A 22,346-nucleotide genomic window follows, 5' to 3' on the forward strand; every position below is an offset into this window, starting at 1 on the left:
TTATTTCAATTCATTAATGTTATCATTTGTCAAAATAAAACAATGTTTGCAATTAGTAAATTTATAATTAAATACCAATCCGCTTACCTCTGCAATTTCTTTTACAATAGACAATCCAAGGCCTAGTGATTCTTGCGAAGTAGAGTTCTTATGAAAGCGTTCAAATAACTGACTATCAATTGGGTAATCAACCCCCAAATTTGAGATTATAATTTTATTTTTTGCTATATAAATTTCAATATTTCCACTATTAATATTATGCCTAATTGCATTTTGTAATAAATTATTAACCAATACTAAACACAAATCAGCATTCATCAAAACACAAAAATCGCTTTCAATATTTTTTATTATCTCAATTTTATTGGCTTGAATATGCTCTTCAAAAAAGACTAAGGAGTTATCCACTGTATTTTCAAAAGATACTTTTTCTGTAGTATTAAATTGTCTGTTTTCAATTTTGGTAAGTAATAGAAATGTTTTGTTCAATCGAATTATTTTAGAGCAAGCATAATCAATTGCTACGATTAATTTCATTTCATTCTCCTTCAAATTTTCAGACTGAATAAGTAAATCAATCTTAGATTTTATAACAGCTAATGGCGTTTGAATTTCATGTGAAGCATTTTCAGTGAATTTCTTTTGGCTATTAAAATCAACTATCATTTTCTGCATCATAACATTCAAGGAAAGATTCAACTCATCAAATTCAGTTACCGATGTATTAGCTAAACGTGGAATCACATTGTCACTGGCACGAAATTTCTTTAAATTAGATACTGTTTGATAAAAGGGTTTCCATACTGTTTTTGAAATCCAAAAATTTATAATCAAATAAGTCACAAAAAGCAAAATCAATAAAATAACTAAAGAAGTAAAAATACCTCTAAACAATTCGTTATATTCTAATGTGCTTCTCCATATTTTAATGGAATAATTAGTATTTCCAACTTTAAAAACAGAGGAAAGCAATCTATTTTCTGCCAGTTCATTTTCTTTTTTATCATAAATTAAAGTGTCCGAAAAAATGGGTGCAGCAATTTCTTTAGCATTTATTTCAGCTATTTTTTTAATTGTAGCTTCACTGCTTTTAGTGATTATTTTTAAAGAAATCGTGTCATTCTCTTTTAAATAATTTTCAATTAGCTCTTTGCGATTTAGCAATAGTTCGTTATTACTTTGTCTAACCTCTCTAGTAATGATATGAAAACAAACGTATCCTGATAGGATTAATATCGGGATACTAAAAATCAAATAATACAAACTTGTTTTAGCTAATAGTTTCATTCTTGAGTTTTAAAATTGTAACCTATGCCATAAATGGTTTGCAAATAATCTTCGCATTTTTTTTCCAATAATTTTTTGCGCAGATTTTTCACGTGATTGTATATAAAATCGAAGTTATCTAATCTATCCGAATTATCACCCCATAGATGTTCTGCCAGCGCACTTTTACTCACTACTCTATTTTTATTAGATATAAAATAAAGCAATAAATCATACTCTTTTGACGTCAAAATTATATCTTGATTGTGAATCAAAACTCGTCTTTCGTTAGGTAAAATTTTTATTTCATTGATACTAATTTCCAAATTTCCATCAAAACTTTTTCTTCTGATTAAAGCTTTAATTCGTGAGTTAAGTTCCGACAAATGAAAGGGCTTTGGCAGATAATCATCTGCTCCAAGGTCTAAACCATTTACTTTATCATCAAGAGAATGTTTCGCAGAAATTATTATAATACCCGCTTTAGATTTTTTTAGTTTAATTTCTTTGAGTAAATCTAAACCAGAGCCGTTTGGCAAAGTAATATCTATCAAAATACAATCATAATCATAAATCGATATTTTCTCTTGTGCATGATGGAAATCAGGGGAAATCTCAACAATATTTCCTTCCATTTCAAGGTATTGCTCAATGCTTTTTTGCAATTCTGGCTCGTCTTCTATTAGTAATATTTTCATAGGTAAAGTAAAAATAAAGCTAAAATCTATTCTAATTCTGTTTTTTAAATAAAGTTAGGCGATTTTATTAGTTTATAATTCAAAATTAGCTCAACTAACCAAAATTTCAAAAGTGCCAACTATGACTACCATCTCAACCTCCTATTTATTTACGTTATTGAATGATTAGAATACAACATGATATCTTGCCAAATATTTAATAAAACTCCATTTTCAAACCTTTTCATTGCTACATTCTATTATCTTTGTCTTAAATAAACCTACTGATAAATTATGGAAGAATGTATCTCTGTTTTTGATATGCTTAAAATTGGTGTTGGACCATCTAGTTCTCATACACTTGGACCTTGGCGCGCAGCAGAACGTTTTCTAAGTGAATTGCGAAATGAAAATTTAATACATAACGTAAGCCGAGTAAAAGTAGATTTATACGGTTCCCTTTCTCTAACGGGTAAAGGACATGCTACCGATTTAGCGTTAATGCTGGGTTTAAGCGGACAAGATCCTGAAATTATTCCTATTGAAAATATTGCCGGAATTACAAAATCAATCGAAGATAAAAATGAAATCAATTTAGGAAACGAAATAGTGATTCCATTCTATTTTCTGCAAGACATTGTTTTTAATAAAAACTTCCTTCCCTTTCATGCAAATGGACTGACTTTTACTGCATATACAACTGATGAACAAGAATATTCAGCGACCTACTACTCCATCGGAGGTGGATTTGTAGTAAAAGAAGAACGCATCAATGCCAAAAAGAAAATTGCCATAAAATGTGCTTTCCCATTTCCAATTGACAAAGCCGAAGAACTACTGAATTATACAATTGCCGAAAATAAAAAAATATCTGAAATCGTTTACGAAAACGAGAAATCAATGCGTTCCGAGGAAGTTATTGATCACGAATTGATGCGCATTTGGAATACGATGTTAGAATGCATGTACATCGGCTGTCATTCTGAAGGGATTCTTCCTGGGGGATTAAATGTACGTCGACGAGCATTTGACATGCACCAAAACCTAATTGGCTTAGCCAACTATAATAGCCCTCAAACCTGGCTGGAAGAAATAAGAAAAACCGAAGTCAAATTTCGCCAAATCCTTCAATGGGTCAGCTGTTTTGCACTTGCAGTAAATGAAGTCAATGCCGCTTTAGGTCGTGTAGTTACTGCACCCACTAATGGAAGTGCTGGTGTTATTCCCGCGGTTTTAATGTATTATTTGGTTATTGAAAATCATAATGCTGGGGAAAAAGAAATCAAACAGTTCTTGATGGTTGCCGGAGAAATAGGAAGCATTTTCAAAAAAGGGTCCACAATTTCAGCTGCTATGGGCGGTTGTCAGGCGGAGATAGGCGTTTCGTCTTCTATGGCTGCTGCAGCTTTATGCGAATTAATGGGCGGAACACCAGAACAGGTTTTAATGGCAGCAGAAATCGCCATGGAGCATCATCTTGGTTTAACCTGCGATCCAGTTGGTGGATTAGTCCAGATTCCATGTATTGAACGAAATACTATGGGCGCTATAAAAGCCATTAATGCAGCCGAATTAGCCTTATCCACTGACCCAAAAAATGCAAAAGTCCCTTTAGACAAAGTGGTCGATACCATGTGGCAAACCGCAAAAGATATGAATAATAAATACAAGGAAACTTCCGAAGGAGGTTTGGCCATTGCAGTGAATTTAGCCGATTGTTAAAACAAATTATTTTGAGCGCCAGTTATAACTTCGTAGATTTTCCCACAGTCAAATAAATATGATTATTCGGATAGAGAAATTCCATCTTGGTATTTTGTTTGTTTACTTTCATCTCTACTTGGCCTTGTTTATTTTCTAAAGTATAAAGCGTATAATCAGGATCCGGCGAATAGACCTCAGAACGAATTATTTTATACGATAATTTCATATCAGTGAAAAAGAAAACGACACTATTTTTTTGGGTATCCAAGAATACAAAAGAATATTCATTTCCTGAAATATCACATTGTCCATTATTGAAAGGCAATTCATCAACGCAATAGCGCTGAACATTAAATACGTGTTCTTGAGAATACACGCTACCAGTTAACAGTGGCATTCCGATTATTTTTTTCATACTTCGTGACTATTTTTTTCATTATTAGAAAGCCAAATACCTCTTTTTCTTCATAAACAAAAGATATGCCACAAAAAAACACTTCCCTTAAGTCCTAAAAAAAATACTTTGTTAAAAGCAAACAGAAATTTTAAATTCTCATCAAATTGCAATATGCTCCATCACCTATTTTTATAAAAAAAATCGTTCCTTTGAACGGTGCTAAAATTCAATACTGTTAAAATAAAATGTCGTAAAGCATTTTAAAGAATTAATTTCTGTTAGAGTTTCCAGATCAAAAATAATTTATTATAATATGAATATAAAAAGAGACATTAACGCATTAAGAAGAAAATTAATGCGCAGTTTAACTAAAAATATTGGAACTTCCCATTTTGATCCAAATACTGATTTCACGAAAGTCGCTATTAAAAAAATTTTAATTTGCAGACCAAATCCCCGATTAGGAAATCAACTGTTAATCACTCCACTTGTTCAGGAAGTCATTGCAACTTTTCCTGAATGTGAGATTGATTTATTTGTAAACGGAGGTTTAGCAGCAATTGTTTTTGAAAATTACAAAAATGTCAAGCGAATAATTCAACTACCCCGAAAACCTTTTAAAGAGTTAATAAAATACACTAAAGGATGGATAGCACTAAAACAACATAATTATGACATAGTGATTAATGTGGTTGAAGGGTCTTCATCAGGACGATTGTCAGCACAGTTTGTCACTTCAAAATACAAGTTTTTTGGCGATGATATTGATGAACTTCAACTTAAATATGAAGATTACAAACACATCGCTAAACAACCAGTCTATAACTTTAGACATTATATGACCAAACTAGGTTTTACTGAAAATGACAAACCAATTCCGTCGTTAAATCTAATGCTAAGTGCTTCTGAAATTGCTGAAGGACAAAAATTGTTGCAAGACATCGTGAAAAATGACAAAAAAACGATTGCCATTTTTACTTTTGCAACTGCTGAAAAATGCTATTCTGAATCATGGTGGGAAACATTTTATGGCAGATTGTTAATAGAATATCCAAATTACAATGTAGTCGAAGTTTTACCTGTTGAAAATGTTTCGCAAATAGGATTTAAAGCACCTACATTTTACAGTAAAGATGTCCGCGAAATAGGGTCTCTAGTAGCAAATACTGCCGTTTTTATTGGTGCCGATAGTGGAATTATGCATTTAGCCAGCGCAGCACTAATACCTACAGTTGGCTTATTTTCAGTTACGGATATAAAGATGTATGCACCTTACAACAATAATAGTGTAGCAATAGACACTAATTCTAGTTCTATTGATAATTGGATTAAGATATTGAATAAAATTCTTAAAAATAGCTAGCATAACACGCGTAAAAGACAAAATTCCATTAACTAAAAAAGAAGCCAATCAGATTCTTTTTTTAGTTGTAACGGGTTATTAAATAACTATTCTCTTTTTCGTTTTTATTACCAGCCGTTATTTAATCCTTCTTTCAGCGCTTTTTCATATTTTTCTATATCAAATTGGTAGAGGTCTGGCGCTTTATGAGCTCCACCCTTTCTGCTTTCGTCCAATTTAATCAGGATATCATAGCGCAGCATTTTTCTATAAAAATTACCGCGATTTAATTTCTTCGCCAAAATAATTTCATACAATTTTTGCAACTCGGGCATTGTAAATTTTTCTGGAAGCAAATTATAGCCAATAGGTTTATCATTCAATTGTTTTCGAAGCGTAATCAGCGCTTTATCAAAAATACTTCTATGGTCCATCATAAAATGAGGTAATTCATCAATTGATTTCCATTCACAGGCATCAGAAATATCATCCATAACCAAGTTTACTTGGTGAAAATCGACCAAAGCATAAAATCCTACGGAAAGAAATCGCTGTTTATTCCATAACGTGTCCGGAAATTCATCAAAAACGCCTCCCGATCGATTCAAATCACTAAAAACTTTAAATTCCTGTAAATAAATGTTTTCGGCACCGGTTCTGTTAAATAAGATTCTGTTAGCCGCTTCCATAAGATTTTCTGTCTTCAAAACATATCCTCCTGGAAGAGCCCAAAGATCTATGTCTTTTAGCCTTGTAACCAATACTTTTAAAGTAACGTCGTGAAATCCAAAAACGACACAATCCACAGATAAATTCGGAATATAGATATCCCAAGCTTTAGCTGATTTTTCCTCTATTATTTTATTAAATTCCATTCTTTTTTAATTGGTTGCGAAAATACGAATTAGATTATAATTTTTACTTTAAAAACTGATAATCAAAAAAATAAACTATTATTTTTTGCAAATATTAAAAAAAATAATTAATATTGCTTCATAATGAAGCAATAAAAAAACTACAAACAAAAAACTTTATGAAAAACCATTCAATTAAGAAATTAGCAAAAATCTCGCTACTTTCTACTTTAGTATTAACAGCTATTTCCTGGAATGAACATCCAAATGATATCAAGACTGAAAAAGAACCAATTATTATTATAAACGGATTAACTTTTAAAGATTTAAACAAAAATGGAAAACTTGATTTGTATGAAGATTACCGTCTTCCTGTGAATGAAAGAATCAAAGATTTGATAAAGAAAATGACTGCTGATGAAAAAGCAAGTATGCTTATTGGAATTGGTATGCCAGGATTTGATGCTGTTGCGTTTAAGTTTACAACAGAAGGCTTTCAAGGAAAAGTACCAGGAGCTGCTGGTGGAACTTATGAATTAAAACGATTAGGAATCCCTACCGTAGTAGTGTCAGATGGTCCAGCGGGTCTGAGAATTAATCCAAAACGAAATAATGACAGTAAAAACTATTATGCAACTGCATTTCCTGTAGGAACTTCATTGGCATCTACTTGGAATACGGAATTAATAAACAGTGTAGGAAAAGCAATTGGTAATGAAGTGAAAGAATATGGTGTTGATGTTTTACTTGGACCTGGAATGAACATTCACAGAAATCCATTATGCGGTAGAAACTTCGAATATTATTCTGAAGACCCATTGCTTACTGGAAAAATATCGGCAGCAATTGTAAACGGTATTCAATCAAATGGTGTTGGGACTTCTATTAAACATTTTGCAGCCAACAATCAGGAAAGAAATAGAATGGGTATTAATGCTCATGTAAGCGAAAGAGCGCTCCGTGAAATTTATCTTAGAGGTTTTGAAATTTCAGTAAAAGAAGCACAACCTTGGACCATAATGTCGTCTTATAACTTAATTAATGGTACTTATACTTCTCAACGAAAAGATTTATTAACTACAGTTTTAAGAAATGAATGGGGATTTAAAGGTCTGGTAATGACTGATTGGTTCGGTGGGTATGATGGATTTGGTGGTGCAAATGGCCCATTTTCTCCAAATTCAGTGAGTAACGTTACGGCACAATTATCAGCTGGAAATGATTTACTGATGCCTGGAATGCCTTCTCAAAAACAAGCGATTTTAGACAATATGAAAAGCGGGAAATTATCTGCAGCAGTTGTTAATACAGATTTAACTCGAATCTTAGAATTGGTAATGAGATCGCCATCAATGAACAATTACAAATATTCTGATAAGCCAAACTTAGAAGAAAATGCAGAAGTAACAAGACAAGCTGCTGCTGAGGGAACTATTTTATTAAAAAATGATAAAAATACTTTGCCATTTACTTCCAAATCTGCGCCATTAGCCATTTTTGGTTTAACTTCTTACGATTTTATTTCAGGTGGAACAGGAAGCGGTGACGTTAACGAAGCATACACTATCTCATTAATTGACGGATTAACTAATTCAGGATTTGCAATAGATAAGGAGCTAGAGGGCTTGTACAAGCCTTATGCAGCAGATCAAAAAGCAAAAGAATTGGAACGTCGTGAAAAGAATGGTGGATTAATGGCTACTCCAAAACGACTTTTGGAATTGGAATTAAGCAAGGAAATTATTGAGAATAAAGCCAATTCATCTGAACTTGCTTTAATCACAATAGGTAGAAATGCCGGTGAAGGCGATGACAGAAAAGTGGAAGACGACTTTAATTTAGCCGCTGACGAAGTAAATTTAATCAACAATGTTTCCCAAGCTTTTCACGCTAAAGGCAAAAAAGTTGTTGTTGTATTGAATATTGGTGGTGTAATTGAAACTGCTAGTTGGAGAGACAAAGTAGATGCAATCCTTTTGCCTTGGCAACCAGGTCAAGAAGGTGGAAATTCTGTAGCAGATGTTTTCTCAGGAAAAGTAACTCCTTCCGGAAAATTAACAATGACTTTTCCAGTAAAATATGAAGACACCCCATCATTTAAGAACTGGATAGGAACACCTGCTGAAAATCCTACAAGTGTATCTTACGAAGAAGGTGTTTATGTAGGATATAGATATTTTAATACTTTCAATGTAAAGCCATCTTATGAATTTGGTTACGGATTGTCTTACACTACATTTGACTATTCTACTATCAAATTAAGCGAGCCTACATTCGCAAATAAAATGACTGTTTCCGTTACCATTAAAAACACTGGAAAAAAAGCAGGAAAAGAAGTAGTTCAACTTTATTTATCTGCTCCTTCAAAAACAATTGATAAACCAAAAGAAGAATTAAAAGCTTTTGGTAAAACCAAAACATTACAACCGGGTGAGAGCCAAATAATTACTTTGGTATTAAATGCTAAAAATTTAGCCTCTTTTATTCCTGGCAAAAATGCTTGGATTGCCGAAGCAGGAAAATACAAAGTTTCAGTAGGTTCCTCTTCGTTAGATATCAAAAAATCAGCTGAATTTACTTTGGCACAGGACAAGATAGTGGAGAAAACGAATCCTGCATTTGCTCTTGATGTGAAATTTAATGATTTGAAACACTAATTCTTTAAAAAATTAGTCTTTTTTATAAATGGATTCGATGAAAGTCGAATCCATTTTTTTGTTTCATAACAATTTGTTTCGCACTTTGTTTGAAAATATTTGACTATCTTTTCCAGTAGTTCTAGTAATCAATTTTTTTTCAGTGATCCTAAAAAGATTTCAAATTTCAGATAAAAGGATTAATATTCTTTATCTGAAATCTACTTTTAATTTTATTTCCTTTCCAATTCTAATTTTATAATAGGTTGATATACAAAAGCTACCTCTTCAATTTCAGCATCACTTTTATCTAATCCAAATGCTTTAATGTCAGAAAGTGACCAATTTTTAAGCATATAATAAGAATTCAACAGAAAAGCGTCTTTCACGGTAAATTCATTTTCAACAGAAAGAAATTTCTCTAAAATAATGAATTTAAAATCAGGTTCAGCATTATATTTTGTAGAGCCGTCTGGGCGAATATGCAAATTCAATTCTTTATTTTGAACCAAATTTTGAACGATTTTCTTGAAATACAATTCAACCTTTGGTTGGATTCTAAAGCCAATATTTAATACAATTTTAATTACTTTATCGTCTAATAATTCAATTACTTCATAATTTAGAGTAAAAGGATCATTGGTTCTGTTGATATGAAAAAACCAGTAGACATCTGCTCTTTTTGGCTTTTTGGAAAAAATAGATTTCAATATTTTTTCTTCAACTTCATAATTTCTATCTGCCTTAGACAGATAAATTAAATGCGTTGAATACTTTGGAATGCTGATGTCATTACTCAACTCTTGAAGTTGTTGCGTATGCTCCCCTAAATTCGTGAATTTTAAAAATTTATTATTAATTTTTCTTGCGAAAAACCAAGTATACATAGTCATGAAAATGAAAAGCTCAAAGAACAAGAACATCCAACGTTCTTTGATTTTTACAATATTGGCAACAAAAAATGCTATTTCAATAATACCAAAAACTGTTATAATTATCGCTATCAAAATCCTGTTCATTTTTTTGATATAAATCAAATAATAATTTAAAAGAACAGTAGTCATCAGCATGGCAATGGTAATCGAAAAACCATAAGCCGCTTCCATATTTGAGGAGTTTTTAAAATATAAAATCATTAAAATACAGCCTGCCCAAAGAATCGTATTTACAGATGGAATGTAGATTTGTCCTTTCAAATTCGTTGGATTTCGCATAGCTACTCTAGGCCAAAAGTTGAGAGACATTGCTTCATTTATTAAAGTATAAGACCCACTTATTAAGGCTTGAGAAGCAATAATCGCAGCAAAAGTGGCAATGATAACACCTGAAAAAAGAAACCATTGTGGCATTATGGTATAAAAAGGATTTCTTCCTTCAAGAAATGGTTTCCCTTGATTCATAAGCCATGATGCTTGCCCCAAATAATTCACAACTAAAGCGATCTTAACAAAAATCCAGGTAATTCTTATATTCTTTTTTCCACAATGTCCTAAATCCGAATACAAAGCCTCTGCTCCGGTTGTACATAAAAACACTGCTCCTAATAACCAGAATCCATTAGGATATTCAACTAGTAATTGATACGCATACATTGGGTTTAATGCGGTCAAAATAGCGGGATGATCTAGTATTTGTACAAATCCTAAAACAAAAAGCATCGAAAACCAGACTACCATAGCCGGACCAAAAAAGAAACCTACTTTTTGGGTTCCAAATCGTTGAAAAAAGAACAATCCAGATAAAATTAAAATCACAATTGGAAGTATTGGGATACCGGGAACCACATCTCCTAGTCCTTCAACAGCTGACGCTACCGAAATTGGCGGAGTAATAATTCCATCGGCCAAAAGTGTCGTGGCTCCAAGAATAGTAGGAATAACCAGTTTTCCTTTTCCAAATCGTTTTACCAATGCATAAAGTGAAAAAACACCACCCTCGCCATGATTATCAGCCGAAAGTGTTAGAAAAATATATTTGAATGTAGTTTGAAATGTAAGTGTCCAAAAAATACAGGAAATACCGCCGTAAACAAGCAATTTTGATATTTCTCTTTGTCCTATAATGGCTTTCATAACATATAGCGGACTAGTTCCTATGTCTCCGTAAATAATTCCTAGTGCCACTAAAAGAGATGCAGCACTGACTTTTTGAATAGTTGATTTATTCATTTTAATTTTAATTTTTAAGATTTCGAAACGTATTAAATATTAGACAATAGAAATCCTCATCGTTATGTTTAGAACATACAATTCAATGACTTTTTTGTCTTTTTTTGATTATTGCTTAAAGCTAATTACTCAAAGCATTGCGAATTTAGCTGGTATTAAAGCGATAGCCAACGCCTGATTCTGTAATTATAAATTTAGGACGGTTTGGATCCTCTTCAATTTTTTTTCGAAGTTGCGCCACAAAAACACGTAAATATTGTGTTTGATCGGAATAAGTGTTTCCCCAAACTTGTTTTAGCAAATACTGATGTGTGAGTACACGACCTTCATTTTTAACCAAAATGGAAAGCAAATTATATTCAGTCGTTGTTAATTTTAAGATTTCATTTTTTAGCTTAACAATTCTCGAAGTAAAATCAATTGAAATTTCACCAAAATCGATTATTGGCTCATTTTTATCTTGGTTTAAATTCCTTAAAGCGGTGCGAATTCTAGCCAATAATTCTTGGGTTCTGAACGGTTTTGCCAAATAATCGTTGGCACCGCTATCTAGTGCTTTTACAATTTCTTCTTCCGTATTTTTTACAGTTAAAATTAGGATTGGCTTTTTATACCATTCTCTTAATCTTTTTAAAACTATCTGTCCGTCTTCGTCCGGCAAACCCAAATCCAAGATGATTAAATCCGGCTGATGATTTGCTGCAAGCGCTATCCCTTCCTTTGCATTTACAGCGAAAGTAGTTTTATATCCATTTGAATCCAAGGCGATTTCCAGTAGTTTCCTAATTTGGATTTCATCATCTATGATTAATATTTCGGCTGAATTATTCATTTGAAATGGGTGCTGTATTCATTACTAATGCTGGGAAATAGATCTTAAAAATTGATCCGCCTTCCTCTTTGTTTTCTAGGGTAATTTTACCGTTTTGGGCTTCAACAAAACCTTTTACAATGGATAAACCCAATCCGGTTCCTCCCGTTTTTGAATTTTGCAATCTGTAAAACTTATCAAAGACTTTATCTATTTCTGCTTCAGGAAAACCATTTCCATCATCTGAAATACTGATAACACATGGCATCAGTTTATCTGGATTATATTCAAAATCGATATTGGCATTGTATTCAATTTTAATTTCAATTTTAGCTCCTTTCGGGGTGTATTGCGATGCATTAAAAACCAAATTGTAAATAATTTGTTCCGTTAAACCATAATCCAACTTGAAAAGAGGTAAGTTTTCATCGGCAATAACTGCGATTTTATGAAACTGTAAATCATCTTTCAAACTATCCAAAACATTATAAACTAATTCCTTCAAATCACACCAATCTATTTTTGGTTGTATTACTCCTGATTCTAATCTGGACATATTCAATAAATTCTCTACTTGATGATTCAATCGCAAAGAAGCCTTTTCGATTTCTGAATATAATTTTAATTTATTCTCTTCAGAAATGGTTAATGTTTTACTTTGAATGGTGTCTATTGAGCCCATAATCGTAGAAATAGGTGTGCGCAATTCATGCGATAAGGAATCCAATAAGGCATTGTATAGCTTCATTGTATTTACCCTGACTTCTTTTATTTGCAATATTTTTTCAGCTTTTCTAATTTTGTGGGTCAAAACGCCATTAATGAGTGCAATTAGAAAAAACAAAAATAATAACAAGGAATCTTCTGCATTACTAATATGAAAAGTGTAATACGGTTTCAAAAAGAAGAAATTCATAATTAAAGCACTTAAAATAGCACTCAATAAAACGGGCAAAATATCTAAAAATATAGCAAGTAAAGAAACCACAACAAGCAATAAATAACCTACTATTTTGTAATCCAAATAATCTCTGGTGAACAAACAAAGTGAAGCAACTATACTTACAGACAATACACATATTAGGTATTGATTTTCTCTTTTTATTTGGCTCAAAATACTTTTCACATGAATGCTTTTTATTGACAAGACAAAGTTAAATGATATGTTGTAAGTATTTTATAATATATCCGAACATCATATAAAGATTTTATAAAGATTTCTTTTGTTGATTCTCTAAAAAATAAGGAATCTAACTCTCTTAATAATTCAATTTCATTACTTTTACAGGCTCAAATCGTATTTTTAATACTTAAAATAGTAAACCACAATGTCTGTAGCAAAAAAAGATTACAAAAGAATTACAACAAAGTCATTAATTGAAATGAAAGCTAATGGAGAGAAAATTTCCATGCTGACCGCTTATGATTATACCATGGCTAAAATTGTTGATACTGCTGGAATCGATGTTATTCTTGTTGGTGATTCTGCATCGAATGTTATGGCGGGTCATGAAACTACTTTGCCAATTACTCTAGACCAAATGATTTATCACGCTTCATCTGTGGTAAGAGCTATAGAAAGAGCATTGGTTGTTGTTGATTTACCTTTTGGAAGTTACCAATCAGATCCAAAAGAAGCCTTACGTTCAGCCATCAGAATTATGAAAGAAAGCGGTGGACATGCCGTAAAACTAGAGGGAGGAAAAGAAATTAAAGATTCAATAAAGAAAATATTAAACGCCGGGATTCCTGTTATGGGACATTTGGGTTTAACTCCACAATCTATTTATAAATTTGGAACGTATACCGTTCGTGCCAAAGAAGAAGAAGAAGCACATAAATTAATAGAAGACGCTATTTTGCTTGAAAGACTTGGCTGTTTTGCGTTAGTTTTGGAAAAAATTCCTGCTCATTTAGCAGAACAAGTTGCTCAAAGCATTTCGATCCCCGTTATAGGAATTGGAGCAGGTGGCGGTGTTGACGGTCAGGTTCTTGTAATCCATGACATGTTAGGAATGAACAATGAATTTAGCCCTCGTTTTTTGAGAAGATATATGAATTTATATGAAGGAATGACTACCGCTATTGGCCAATATGTTGCTGATGTGAAATCAAGCGATTTTCCAAATGTGAATGAACAATATTAAATTAGACATCTTAGATTATTAGACTTTTAGATTTTTAGATTGTTAGATTAAAAAAATAGAAATGCATAGATTTAAGGATTTAGAAATTTGGAGACTAAGTAGAAAATTTTGTTCTGATATTTATATTGTTACAGGAAATTTCCCCGATTCAGAAAAATTTGGACTAACAAACCAACTTCGCCGTGCTTCAGTTTCTATTCCGTCTAATATTGCAGAAGATTGTTCAAGAAGCAGTAATAAAGATTTTTCTAGATTTCTTGAAATAGCAATTGGTTCAATTTATGAAATTGAAACACAGTTATTAATCGCTTTAGATTTAGGTTATATAGAACAAATAAAACTTGATGAACTGTGTTTTAATAGTGATAGAATTCTAAAAATGACTTCGAAATTTCGTTCCAAATTAAAATAGAATTATTAGGAAAATCTTTTAATCTAAGATCTCTAAAAATCTAAAAAATCCAACAATCTAAAAATCTGAATGAAAATAATTTCGAACAAAAATAATCTCCAAATTCTTCACGAAGACAACCATCTTATTGTCGTCAATAAGCGTGTAGGTGATATTGTACAAGGCGATAAAACTGGCGACAAACCTTTGAGTGAGGTGGTAAAGGAATATATAAAAGAGAAGTACAACAAACCCGGAGAAGTTTTTCTGGGTGTTGTACATCGTTTAGACAGACCAACTACTGGCATTGTCGTTTTTGCCAGAACAAGCAAAGCTTTGACCAGAATGAATGAATTGTTCAGCAACCGCGAAACGCAAAAAACATATTGGGCAATTGTGAAAAATAAACCCGAAAAAAGTGAAGACAGACTTATCCATTTCATAAAAAGAAACGAAAAAAACAACACTTCAAAAGCGCATATCAAAGAAGTTCCTGATAGCAAACTAGCTAGCTTGGACTATAAAATATTCAAGGAATTAAACAACTATTTTGCTCTGGAAATCAATCTTCATACCGGAAGACACCATCAAATCAGGGCACAACTTTCTGCCATTCGTTCACCTATAAAAGGAGACTTAAAATATGGTTTTGACAGAAGTAATCCTGATGGAGGAATACACTTACATGCCCGAAAATTAGTTTTTATACATCCCGTCACCAAAGAACCTATAATTATTATTGCCCCTACTCCTTCTGATTCAATTTGGGATGCGTTATGATTTTTTTGTAAGAATGATTCATTATGTAAATTATAAAAATTAACTTGCATAGCGCTAAATAAATTGTGTGTCCAATGAATTACAAAACGAACATAGCATCTAGAAAAGAAGCTTTAACAAAGTTACTGAATGTCATTATCACTCATGAAAATGAAATTATTGAAGCTTTATATTCTGATTTCAGGAAACCTGCTTTTGAAGCGGTTCTTACAGAAACCAATTATGTTATTTCTGAATTAAAAGATACCATAAAAAATTTGAGCAAATGGGCAAAGCCAAAAAGGGTTTTCCCGTCAATACTTAATTTTCCCTCGACGGATTATATTTATAAAGAGCCTTATGGCAAAGTATTGATTATTGCTCCTTGGAACTATCCTTTTCAATTAGCGCTTTGCCCTCTAATTTCAGCTGTAGCTGCCGGAAATCAAGTGGTTTTAAAACCTTCTGAACTTACACCAAAAACATCAGAAATAATCACAAAAATAATCGGAAAAACATTTCCGGTTAATCATGTAGAAGTTATCGAAGGCGGCCTAGAAGTCTCTCAAAATCTGCTATCGCAACGCTGGGATTATATCTTTTTTACGGGAAGTGTTCCTGTGGGGAAAATCGTGGCAAAAGCCGCAGCCGAAAATCTAACTCCCGTAACACTTGAACTGGGAGGTAAAAACCCTTGTATCATTGATAATACTGCCAATTTAAAGCTGGCTGCAAAAAGAATTCTTTGGGGGAAATTTATAAATGCAGGCCAAACGTGCATTGCACCAGATTATATCTTGATTCAAAAAGATATGAAAAGTCATTTCGTAGATTTCCTAAAATTAGAAATCACGAAAGCCTATGGCGAAAATCCAAAATCATCCCCAGATTATGCCAGAATTGTAAACACAAAAAACTGGCTTCGTTTAGCAAATATGATTGATGATAAAAAAGTGATATTTGGAGGTCAGACTGATATTGAAGATCGTTACATCTCTCCTACTCTTATTGATGAGTCCAGTGTGGATACTTTAATTATGAAAGACGAAATTTTTGGTCCATTACTCCCTATTCTTTCTTATGAAAATGATGCCGAAATAAATATTGTGATTTCGAAATACGAAAAACCATTATCATTATATGTCTTTACCGAAGACAAGAAGTTTGCACAAAAAATAATTAAACAGTATTCTTTTGGTGGCGGTTGCATCAATGATACCGTTGTACATTTTTCTAATAAAAGACTCCCTTTTGGCGGTGTTGGCCATAGCGGAATTGGTGCATACCACGGGCGTTTAAGTTTTGATACTTTTTCTCATAAAAAAGCAATTGTAAAAAAAGCAAATTGGCTAGATTTGCCCATGCGTTATGCGCCTTATAAAGACAAGTTGAAATCAATTCAAAAATTATTAAAATGGCTGTAACCAATGAAAAATCGGTAAGTGAAGCTATAAAATATAGGCGATCGGTTCGGGTTTTTAAAAATGAACCTATTGATGAACAAAAAGTAAATGATTGCATACATTTAGCCACACTTGCAGCAACAAGCAGTAATATGCAACTTTGGGAATTTTATCACATTGTTTCTGCTGATATTATTAAAAAAATTGCCCTTGCCAGTTTTGACCAAAACGGGGCTAAAACTGCTCAACAAATAGTAGTTGTTGTAGCCCGAAAAGATTTATGGCGAAAAAGGATGCATGCCAACATATCTTTTTTAAAATCCCAGTTTGGTAATAAACCCGAAGCTGACTATTCAACTAGAGAAAAATTTGCGCTAAACTACTATAAGAAAATAATACCTACAATTTATACTGATTTTTTAGGGATATTGGGAGGCATAAAATTTCTTGCTTTTTACATCATCGGATTATTCAAACCCATTTATAGACAGGCTAGACAAAGTGATATCCGTATTGTAGCTCACAAAAGTGCCGGACTTGCCGCACAAAATTTCATGATTAGTATGGCAGCCATAAATTATGATACGTGCCCAATGGAAGGTTTTGATTCTATTAGAATTAAAAAAATACTAGATATACCTTCTGCTGCTGAAATTAATATGATCATTGGATGCGGACTCAGAGACGAGCAAGGAATATATGGAGAACGTTTCCGAATTCCTTTTGAAGAAATCTATCACAAAATATAAACCCTTAAAATAACAAACTTAAACCCTAAATTAAATGATGAAAACTACTAAAGAAAAAATAGAAGAAATAAAAACTAACGGTTATCAAATAGATTTTGGAAATGTCTTTAATCACGCGTTTGAAAATTATAAAAAAATTGCCTTGTATGCCGGCCTGATGATTTTTGTGTTCGCAATATTATTTGGATTTCTAGTTGGCGGAATACTAATCTTTACTTTTGGAGTTTCCGCACTAAACGAAAAAATGCTAACAAATTTAACAGAAGAAAATTTCACAGGAGTTTATATGGCAATTTATATAGCGGTTTCAATAATTCTAACTTGTCTTTTAAGTCCTTTCTTTGCTGGATTAATTAAAATGGCCCATTGTGGTGAAAAAGATGAGGAATTTCACGTTTCTACCGTTTTCGAATACTATAAAAATCCGTATTTTCAAGAGTTAGTCATTTCTTCACTACTAATTACAATTTCCACCACAGCTTTGTCTGAAATATTTAAGATAGGCGGGTTTGAAATAATTGGTGCAATTTTTAACGCAGTAATTTTATTTTTTACATTCCTAACTGTTCCTCTTATTATTTTTGGTAATTTAAAAGCTATTGATGCCATAAAATCCAGTATAATAATTGTTTCAAAACAACCATTTGTACTTTTAGGATTAATAATTGTAAGCTACATAGCTTCACTGGTCGGATTTATTGGATGCTGTATTGGTATATTTTTTACTGTACCTTTTATGTATTCGATGTATTATGCAATTTACACTTCAATCATAGGAATAGATTCAAAAAATGAATTAGAATAAATAACTAAAAATTTCAAATACGCTTTTTATCAAAAACACAATCTGATCTTTTTTAGGTTGTGTTTTTTATTAAAAAAAATTATATATTACCCCAAAATTAAGATAAGATCATAAATCTATTCTTTTTAACCTAATATAGATATCCCTATGGTATTGCACTATAGCTCATTATTATTAACGAAACTTAATCTGTTTTTTTTTAGCTGGTTTTATAATTTTATAATTACAAATCATTTTTTACTAATTAAATCACTGATTAATAACCATCTAAATTACTGGATAATAATTCCTATTATCATTTTAATGATTTTTTTGTTGACTTATAACTTTTCAAAAATTAAAACATTACTATACAGCAAGTCGATAGAGAAAAATTACAAAGAAAATTTAAGAAATAAGGAGTACCAAATCTATCTTTTGTTTTTAGGAATAATACTACCTATATTAGAAATAAATTTAGAAATTTTTAGGGTAAGACCTAAAAGCTTACTGCTGGTAAATGTGGGGATTGGTTTAGGATTAGTAATACTCTATTTTACAAGTATAAAGTCAGTTTTTATCTTTAGAAATATTAAAAATATTTTCATAACTATATTTCTGCTCTATTTTGGTTTAATTTGTAAAAACCTAATTTTCACACACGCCGATATTATTCCGATGGTAGCTTTTGTGGTTACTTTTTTCTTTTCCTACAGCATTCTAAAACCCACAAAATTGTATTGGTATTATGTTGGGTTTGTTCTAATTTTCCTTTTTACAGTGTTGACATTTTCACTTGTACCATTAAAGACTATAGTTATATTATTTAATTATACTTTATTGACTTTTATTTTAAACTACATCAGATTTATCTCTGCTTTAAATATAAAAGATAAATTTCGTTTTAATGATCAAATTATAAATAAAGGAAATTCACTAATTCTTGCCACAAATAAAAAAGGAGAAATTGTATTTTGTAGTGAAACAATCACTCCAATTTTAGGTTATACAATTCCTGAAGTAATGGGATTAGGATATTGGAAGCTAACTGAAGACACAGGATTTGTTGGCGAAAACTATCATTTGAATTTTAGTGACGATCAATTATTTATTAGAAAGTTAAAATCTAAAAATGGAGAATACAAATACATTCAATGGAAAGACAAAAAATTTTCTAATGATTTAATTATTGGAATAGGTCAAGACGTAACTAACGAAATTCATATTCAGAATCAATATAAAAACTTAATTCAATCTGCTACCGATATTATATATGAAGTGAATGAAGAGGGTAATTTCACCTTTATTAATGATTTTACCATTAAAATTTTAGGGTATGAAGAGAATGAAATTCTAACGCGAAATTATTCTGAATTTATACGAGAAGACTTCATCCAACAAATGATGCAGTTTTACGAAAGACTGGAAGACAATGAAAATAATTTCCCTACTATTGAAATTCCTTTAGTTAAGAAAACTGGAGAAATACTATGGATCTCCCAAAAAGTTATTATTCGTAGAAATGATTTTAACCAAATTGTAGGTTACTCCGGTATTGCAAGAGATATCAGTAAATTTAAGGATATTGAAACTGAAAATAAAATTAGAGAGAAAAAAAATCATGAATATAACCGGACAATCAAGAGCTTATCCACCACTAATTTTAATGATTTTCAAAGTTTAGAGGATAGTTTAAAACTAATAATCGAAGCGGCAGCAAAAGCTACTAATTGTACTTGGGTTAGTTATTGGACATACACCGAAGATAAAATTAGTTGTAAAATTTTATATCATCTAGACACACACACATACAGTGTTGGAAATATTTTGGACAGAGAGAAGTTTCCTATTTACTTTGAATCCATAAAAAGCAAGAAACAAATTAGTGCTCCTGATGTATTTAATAATCTGGAGGTTTCTGAATTTACACAAACCACATTTTTAGAAAAAGACATTAAATCTTTGTTAGATATTCCCATCCTAACAAATGGAGAATTAGTTGGCACGCTAAGTTTCGAGACTTCTACAAAGCAGAGAAACTGGGATCTTGAAGATATCAATTTCGCAAGAGCAATCTCGGATTTTATTTCCCTTTCTATCGTTTCAAATATGAGAAATGAAGCTGAAAAAAAATTAGAATACAAAAGTGAACTACTATCTGCACTGACTTTATGTACTGAAAAATTACTAAACAGTAATGATATCAATGATATTTTCTCTGATGTTCTTGTTATAATGGGAAATGCGACTAAATCGCACAGGGCTTATTATTATGAAAATGATTCAGAAACGGAATCTATCAGTCAAAAATACAGATGGATTATTCATAATATCAAATTAACCGACAATAATATAAAGCTACAAAATTTGCCTTACTCTTTTTTTGAGGAATTATTGACCCCACTTTTGAATAATAAAATTTACGAAGCAACGGTTCCAAAAATCGAAAATGAATCTTTAAAAAACAAATTGCAGGAAGTGGATGTGACTTCTCTTATCCTTTTTCCCATTTTTGTAAAAAATAAATTTCACGGATTTTTAGGTTTTGACGATACTTACAATGACCGACAATGGAATGAAGATGAAGTGAATATTTTACAAACTTTATCCCGAAATATTGCTTCATCAATAGAACGAATCACTAATGAAATAGCAATTTATGAAAGTGAAGAAAAATTTAGACTACTTGCTAACAATATTCCCGGAACCGTTTATTTATCAAAATACGATACGAACTTAACTAAAATTTATATCAACGACGAAATTGAAAAATTAACGGGTTATCCAAAATCAGATTTTCTCAATAATAAAATGTCATTTATAGATTTAATTTATCCCGAAGATAAAGAACGAACTATTCTTGAACAGCAAAACGCTATAGAGAATGGCAAGCAGATACATTTAACCTATAGAATTGTACACAAAAATACTACTGTTATCTGGGTAGAAGAATTTGGAGACGTGATTTACAAAGAAGGAAAAATTGCTTTTATCGAAGGTATTTTTATTGATATTACCGAAACAAAACAAACCGAATCATTTATTAAAGCCAAGGAATTAGCGGAAGCCTCTAATAAAGCAAAATCAGAATTTCTTGCAAATATGAGTCACGAAATCAGAACTCCATTAAATGGAATAATTGGTTTTACAGATTTATTAATGAAGACAAATCTTGGTAAAACCCAAGAAAAATACATGACTACAATAAACCAATCTGCTAAATCACTGTTAGATATTATAAATGATATTCTTGATTTTTCTAAAATCGAAGCAGGAAAATTGGATTTATATGTCGAAAAACATGATGTGAAGGAAATTTTGAGTCAAATTATCGACTTAATATTATATGAATCAAATCAAAAAAAATTAACATTAGAGCTAAATATTGCATCAGATGTGCCTAAATATTTTTGGATAGACAGCGTACGTGTAAAACAAATCTTAATCAACCTGTTGTCAAATGCTGTGAAATTTACGGAAAAAGGATCTATTAAATTAAATGTTTCAGTAGCTGAAAAAACAGGGGATTCTAGAGATAAAATACTGTTTTCAGTTGTTGATACCGGCATTGGCATACTAGAAGAGAACAAGAAGAAAATATTTAAAGCCTTTTCTCAAGAAGATAACTCAACAACCCGAAAATTTGGCGGAACTGGATTAGGCCTTACTATCTCTAACCAATTATTAGGCTTAATGAACAGTCAATTACAATTAGAAAGCACAGTTGGGTTTGGTAGTGCCTTTTATTTTTATTTAGATTTAGAAATCAGTAATCTGATATCTGAGAACGATAATCAAATTACTATTCCTGATACTACTAGTGAGAGTACTATTAAAAACAATCAAAAAATTAAAATAATGCTTGTTGAAGATAATAAAGTCAACATGTTATTACTTAGAACAATTATTAAGAACTTATTTTCAAATGCGACTATTTTTGAAATCCCAAATGGAAAAGTAGCTGTCGATCAATTTGAAATTATAAATCCAGATATTATTTTTATGGATATTCAAATGCCAGTATTAAATGGATATGAAGCTGCAAAAAAAATACGAAATCTAGAATCTGGTCAAAATGTTCCCATAATTGCGATAACTGCCGGTACTGAAAAAGAGGAAAAAGACAAGTGTATATCCGTTGGAATGAATGACTATATCGCAAAACCTATAATAAAAGGTGTTATTGAGGAAGCTATTTTGAAATGGATTAAATAACTTATAAAGATTAATTTATTGTGAAAATTGAATCAACTTTAAA

Annotated in this window: 17 protein-coding genes; 10 read left to right on the plus strand and 7 right to left on the minus strand. The window is 31.5% G+C overall.

Annotation, left to right across the window (positions count from 1 at the left end):
• Both BUC23_RS05520 and BUC23_RS05525 read right to left on the minus strand, forming a co-directional pair.
• Complete coding sequence (locus BUC23_RS05520; RefSeq protein ID WP_073206685.1) at nucleotides 1–1,287, minus strand: sensor histidine kinase; 1,287 nt, start codon at nucleotides 1,285–1,287, stop codon at nucleotides 1–3.
• Nucleotides 1,284–1,964 (minus strand): response regulator transcription factor, encoded by a 681-nt coding sequence (locus BUC23_RS05525; RefSeq protein WP_073206689.1) that lies wholly within the window; start codon nucleotides 1,962–1,964, stop codon nucleotides 1,284–1,286. The genes BUC23_RS05520 and BUC23_RS05525 overlap by 4 nt, the downstream gene beginning before the upstream one ends.
• Before the next feature lie 273 nt (nucleotides 1,965–2,237).
• On the opposite strand from BUC23_RS05525, the gene BUC23_RS05530 reads away from it, so the two are divergent.
• A complete protein-coding gene (locus tag BUC23_RS05530; RefSeq protein ID WP_073206692.1) occupies nucleotides 2,238–3,665 on the plus strand; it encodes an L-serine ammonia-lyase in 1,428 nt (475 codons plus the stop codon).
• A 22-nt stretch (nucleotides 3,666–3,687) separates the two neighbouring features.
• Here the strand turns inward: BUC23_RS05530 and BUC23_RS05535 are convergent, their stop codons facing one another.
• Entirely contained in the window at nucleotides 3,688–4,062 is a 375-nt protein-coding gene (locus tag BUC23_RS05535) for a hypothetical protein (protein WP_073206695.1), read from the minus strand.
• Nucleotides 4,063–4,357: 295 nt separating this feature from the next.
• Here BUC23_RS05535 and BUC23_RS05540 point away from each other — a divergent pair, with 295 nt between their 5' ends.
• Nucleotides 4,358–5,407, plus strand: coding sequence for a glycosyltransferase family 9 protein (locus BUC23_RS05540; RefSeq protein WP_073206699.1), 1,050 nt, complete (start codon nucleotides 4,358–4,360; stop codon nucleotides 5,405–5,407).
• Between the two features lie 107 nt (nucleotides 5,408–5,514).
• On the opposite strand, the gene BUC23_RS05545 is transcribed toward BUC23_RS05540, so the two are convergent.
• On the minus strand, nucleotides 5,515–6,261 hold the full coding sequence (locus BUC23_RS05545; RefSeq protein ID WP_073206702.1) for an NUDIX domain-containing protein: 747 nt from the start codon (nucleotides 6,259–6,261) through the stop codon (nucleotides 5,515–5,517).
• 158 nt (nucleotides 6,262–6,419) lie between these two features.
• Between BUC23_RS05545 and BUC23_RS05550 the strand changes: the two genes are divergently transcribed.
• Nucleotides 6,420–8,897, plus strand: coding sequence for a glycoside hydrolase family 3 C-terminal domain-containing protein (locus BUC23_RS05550; protein ID WP_073206826.1), 2,478 nt, complete (start codon nucleotides 6,420–6,422; stop codon nucleotides 8,895–8,897).
• A gap of 212 nt (nucleotides 8,898–9,109) precedes the next feature.
• Here the strand turns inward: BUC23_RS05550 and BUC23_RS05555 are convergent, their stop codons facing one another.
• The 3 genes from BUC23_RS05555 to BUC23_RS05565 form a co-directional block, all read right to left on the minus strand.
• Nucleotides 9,110–11,044 (minus strand): KUP/HAK/KT family potassium transporter, encoded by a 1,935-nt coding sequence (locus BUC23_RS05555; RefSeq protein ID WP_073206707.1) that lies wholly within the window; start codon nucleotides 11,042–11,044, stop codon nucleotides 9,110–9,112.
• Between the two features lie 145 nt (nucleotides 11,045–11,189).
• On the minus strand, nucleotides 11,190–11,876 hold the full coding sequence (locus tag BUC23_RS05560) for a response regulator (protein ID WP_073206711.1): 687 nt from the start codon (nucleotides 11,874–11,876) through the stop codon (nucleotides 11,190–11,192).
• Complete coding sequence (locus BUC23_RS05565; protein ID WP_244153772.1) at nucleotides 11,869–12,981, minus strand: sensor histidine kinase; 1,113 nt, start codon at nucleotides 12,979–12,981, stop codon at nucleotides 11,869–11,871. The genes BUC23_RS05560 and BUC23_RS05565 overlap by 8 nt, the downstream gene beginning before the upstream one ends.
• 202 nt (nucleotides 12,982–13,183) lie before the next feature.
• On the opposite strand from BUC23_RS05565, the gene panB reads away from it, so the two are divergent.
• The 7 genes from panB to BUC23_RS05600 all read left to right on the plus strand — a co-directional run bounded on the left by panB (nucleotide 13,184) and on the right by BUC23_RS05600 (nucleotide 22,303).
• Nucleotides 13,184–14,002, plus strand: a complete 819-nt coding sequence (panB, locus tag BUC23_RS05570) for a 3-methyl-2-oxobutanoate hydroxymethyltransferase (protein ID WP_073206714.1) — start codon at nucleotides 13,184–13,186, stop codon at nucleotides 14,000–14,002.
• Nucleotides 14,003–14,063: 61 nt separating this feature from the next.
• On the plus strand, nucleotides 14,064–14,414 hold the full coding sequence (locus BUC23_RS05575; protein WP_073206716.1) for a four helix bundle protein: 351 nt from the start codon (nucleotides 14,064–14,066) through the stop codon (nucleotides 14,412–14,414).
• A 69-nt stretch (nucleotides 14,415–14,483) separates the two neighbouring features.
• The gene (locus BUC23_RS05580; RefSeq protein WP_073206719.1) at nucleotides 14,484–15,173 is read left to right on the plus strand and encodes an RluA family pseudouridine synthase; all 690 of its coding nucleotides are present in this window, start codon (nucleotides 14,484–14,486) and stop codon (nucleotides 15,171–15,173) included.
• A gap of 74 nt (nucleotides 15,174–15,247) precedes the next feature.
• Nucleotides 15,248–16,576 (plus strand): aldehyde dehydrogenase, encoded by a 1,329-nt coding sequence (locus BUC23_RS05585; RefSeq protein WP_073206722.1) that lies wholly within the window; start codon nucleotides 15,248–15,250, stop codon nucleotides 16,574–16,576.
• Entirely contained in the window at nucleotides 16,567–17,304 is a 738-nt protein-coding gene (locus BUC23_RS05590) for a nitroreductase family protein (protein ID WP_073206725.1), read from the plus strand. The genes BUC23_RS05585 and BUC23_RS05590 overlap by 10 nt, the downstream gene beginning before the upstream one ends.
• A 34-nt stretch (nucleotides 17,305–17,338) precedes the next feature.
• A complete protein-coding gene (locus BUC23_RS05595) occupies nucleotides 17,339–18,109 on the plus strand; it encodes a DUF2189 domain-containing protein (RefSeq protein WP_244153773.1) in 771 nt (256 codons plus the stop codon).
• 315 nt (nucleotides 18,110–18,424) lie between these two features.
• The gene (locus BUC23_RS05600) at nucleotides 18,425–22,303 is read left to right on the plus strand and encodes a PAS domain S-box protein (RefSeq protein WP_167365559.1); all 3,879 of its coding nucleotides are present in this window, start codon (nucleotides 18,425–18,427) and stop codon (nucleotides 22,301–22,303) included.
• Nucleotides 22,304–22,346 lie beyond the last annotated feature (43 nt).

The sequence above is a fragment of the Flavobacterium xinjiangense genome (assembly GCF_900142885.1).
In the GTDB taxonomy this organism is placed as follows: Bacteria; Bacteroidota; Bacteroidia; order Flavobacteriales; family Flavobacteriaceae; genus Flavobacterium; species Flavobacterium xinjiangense.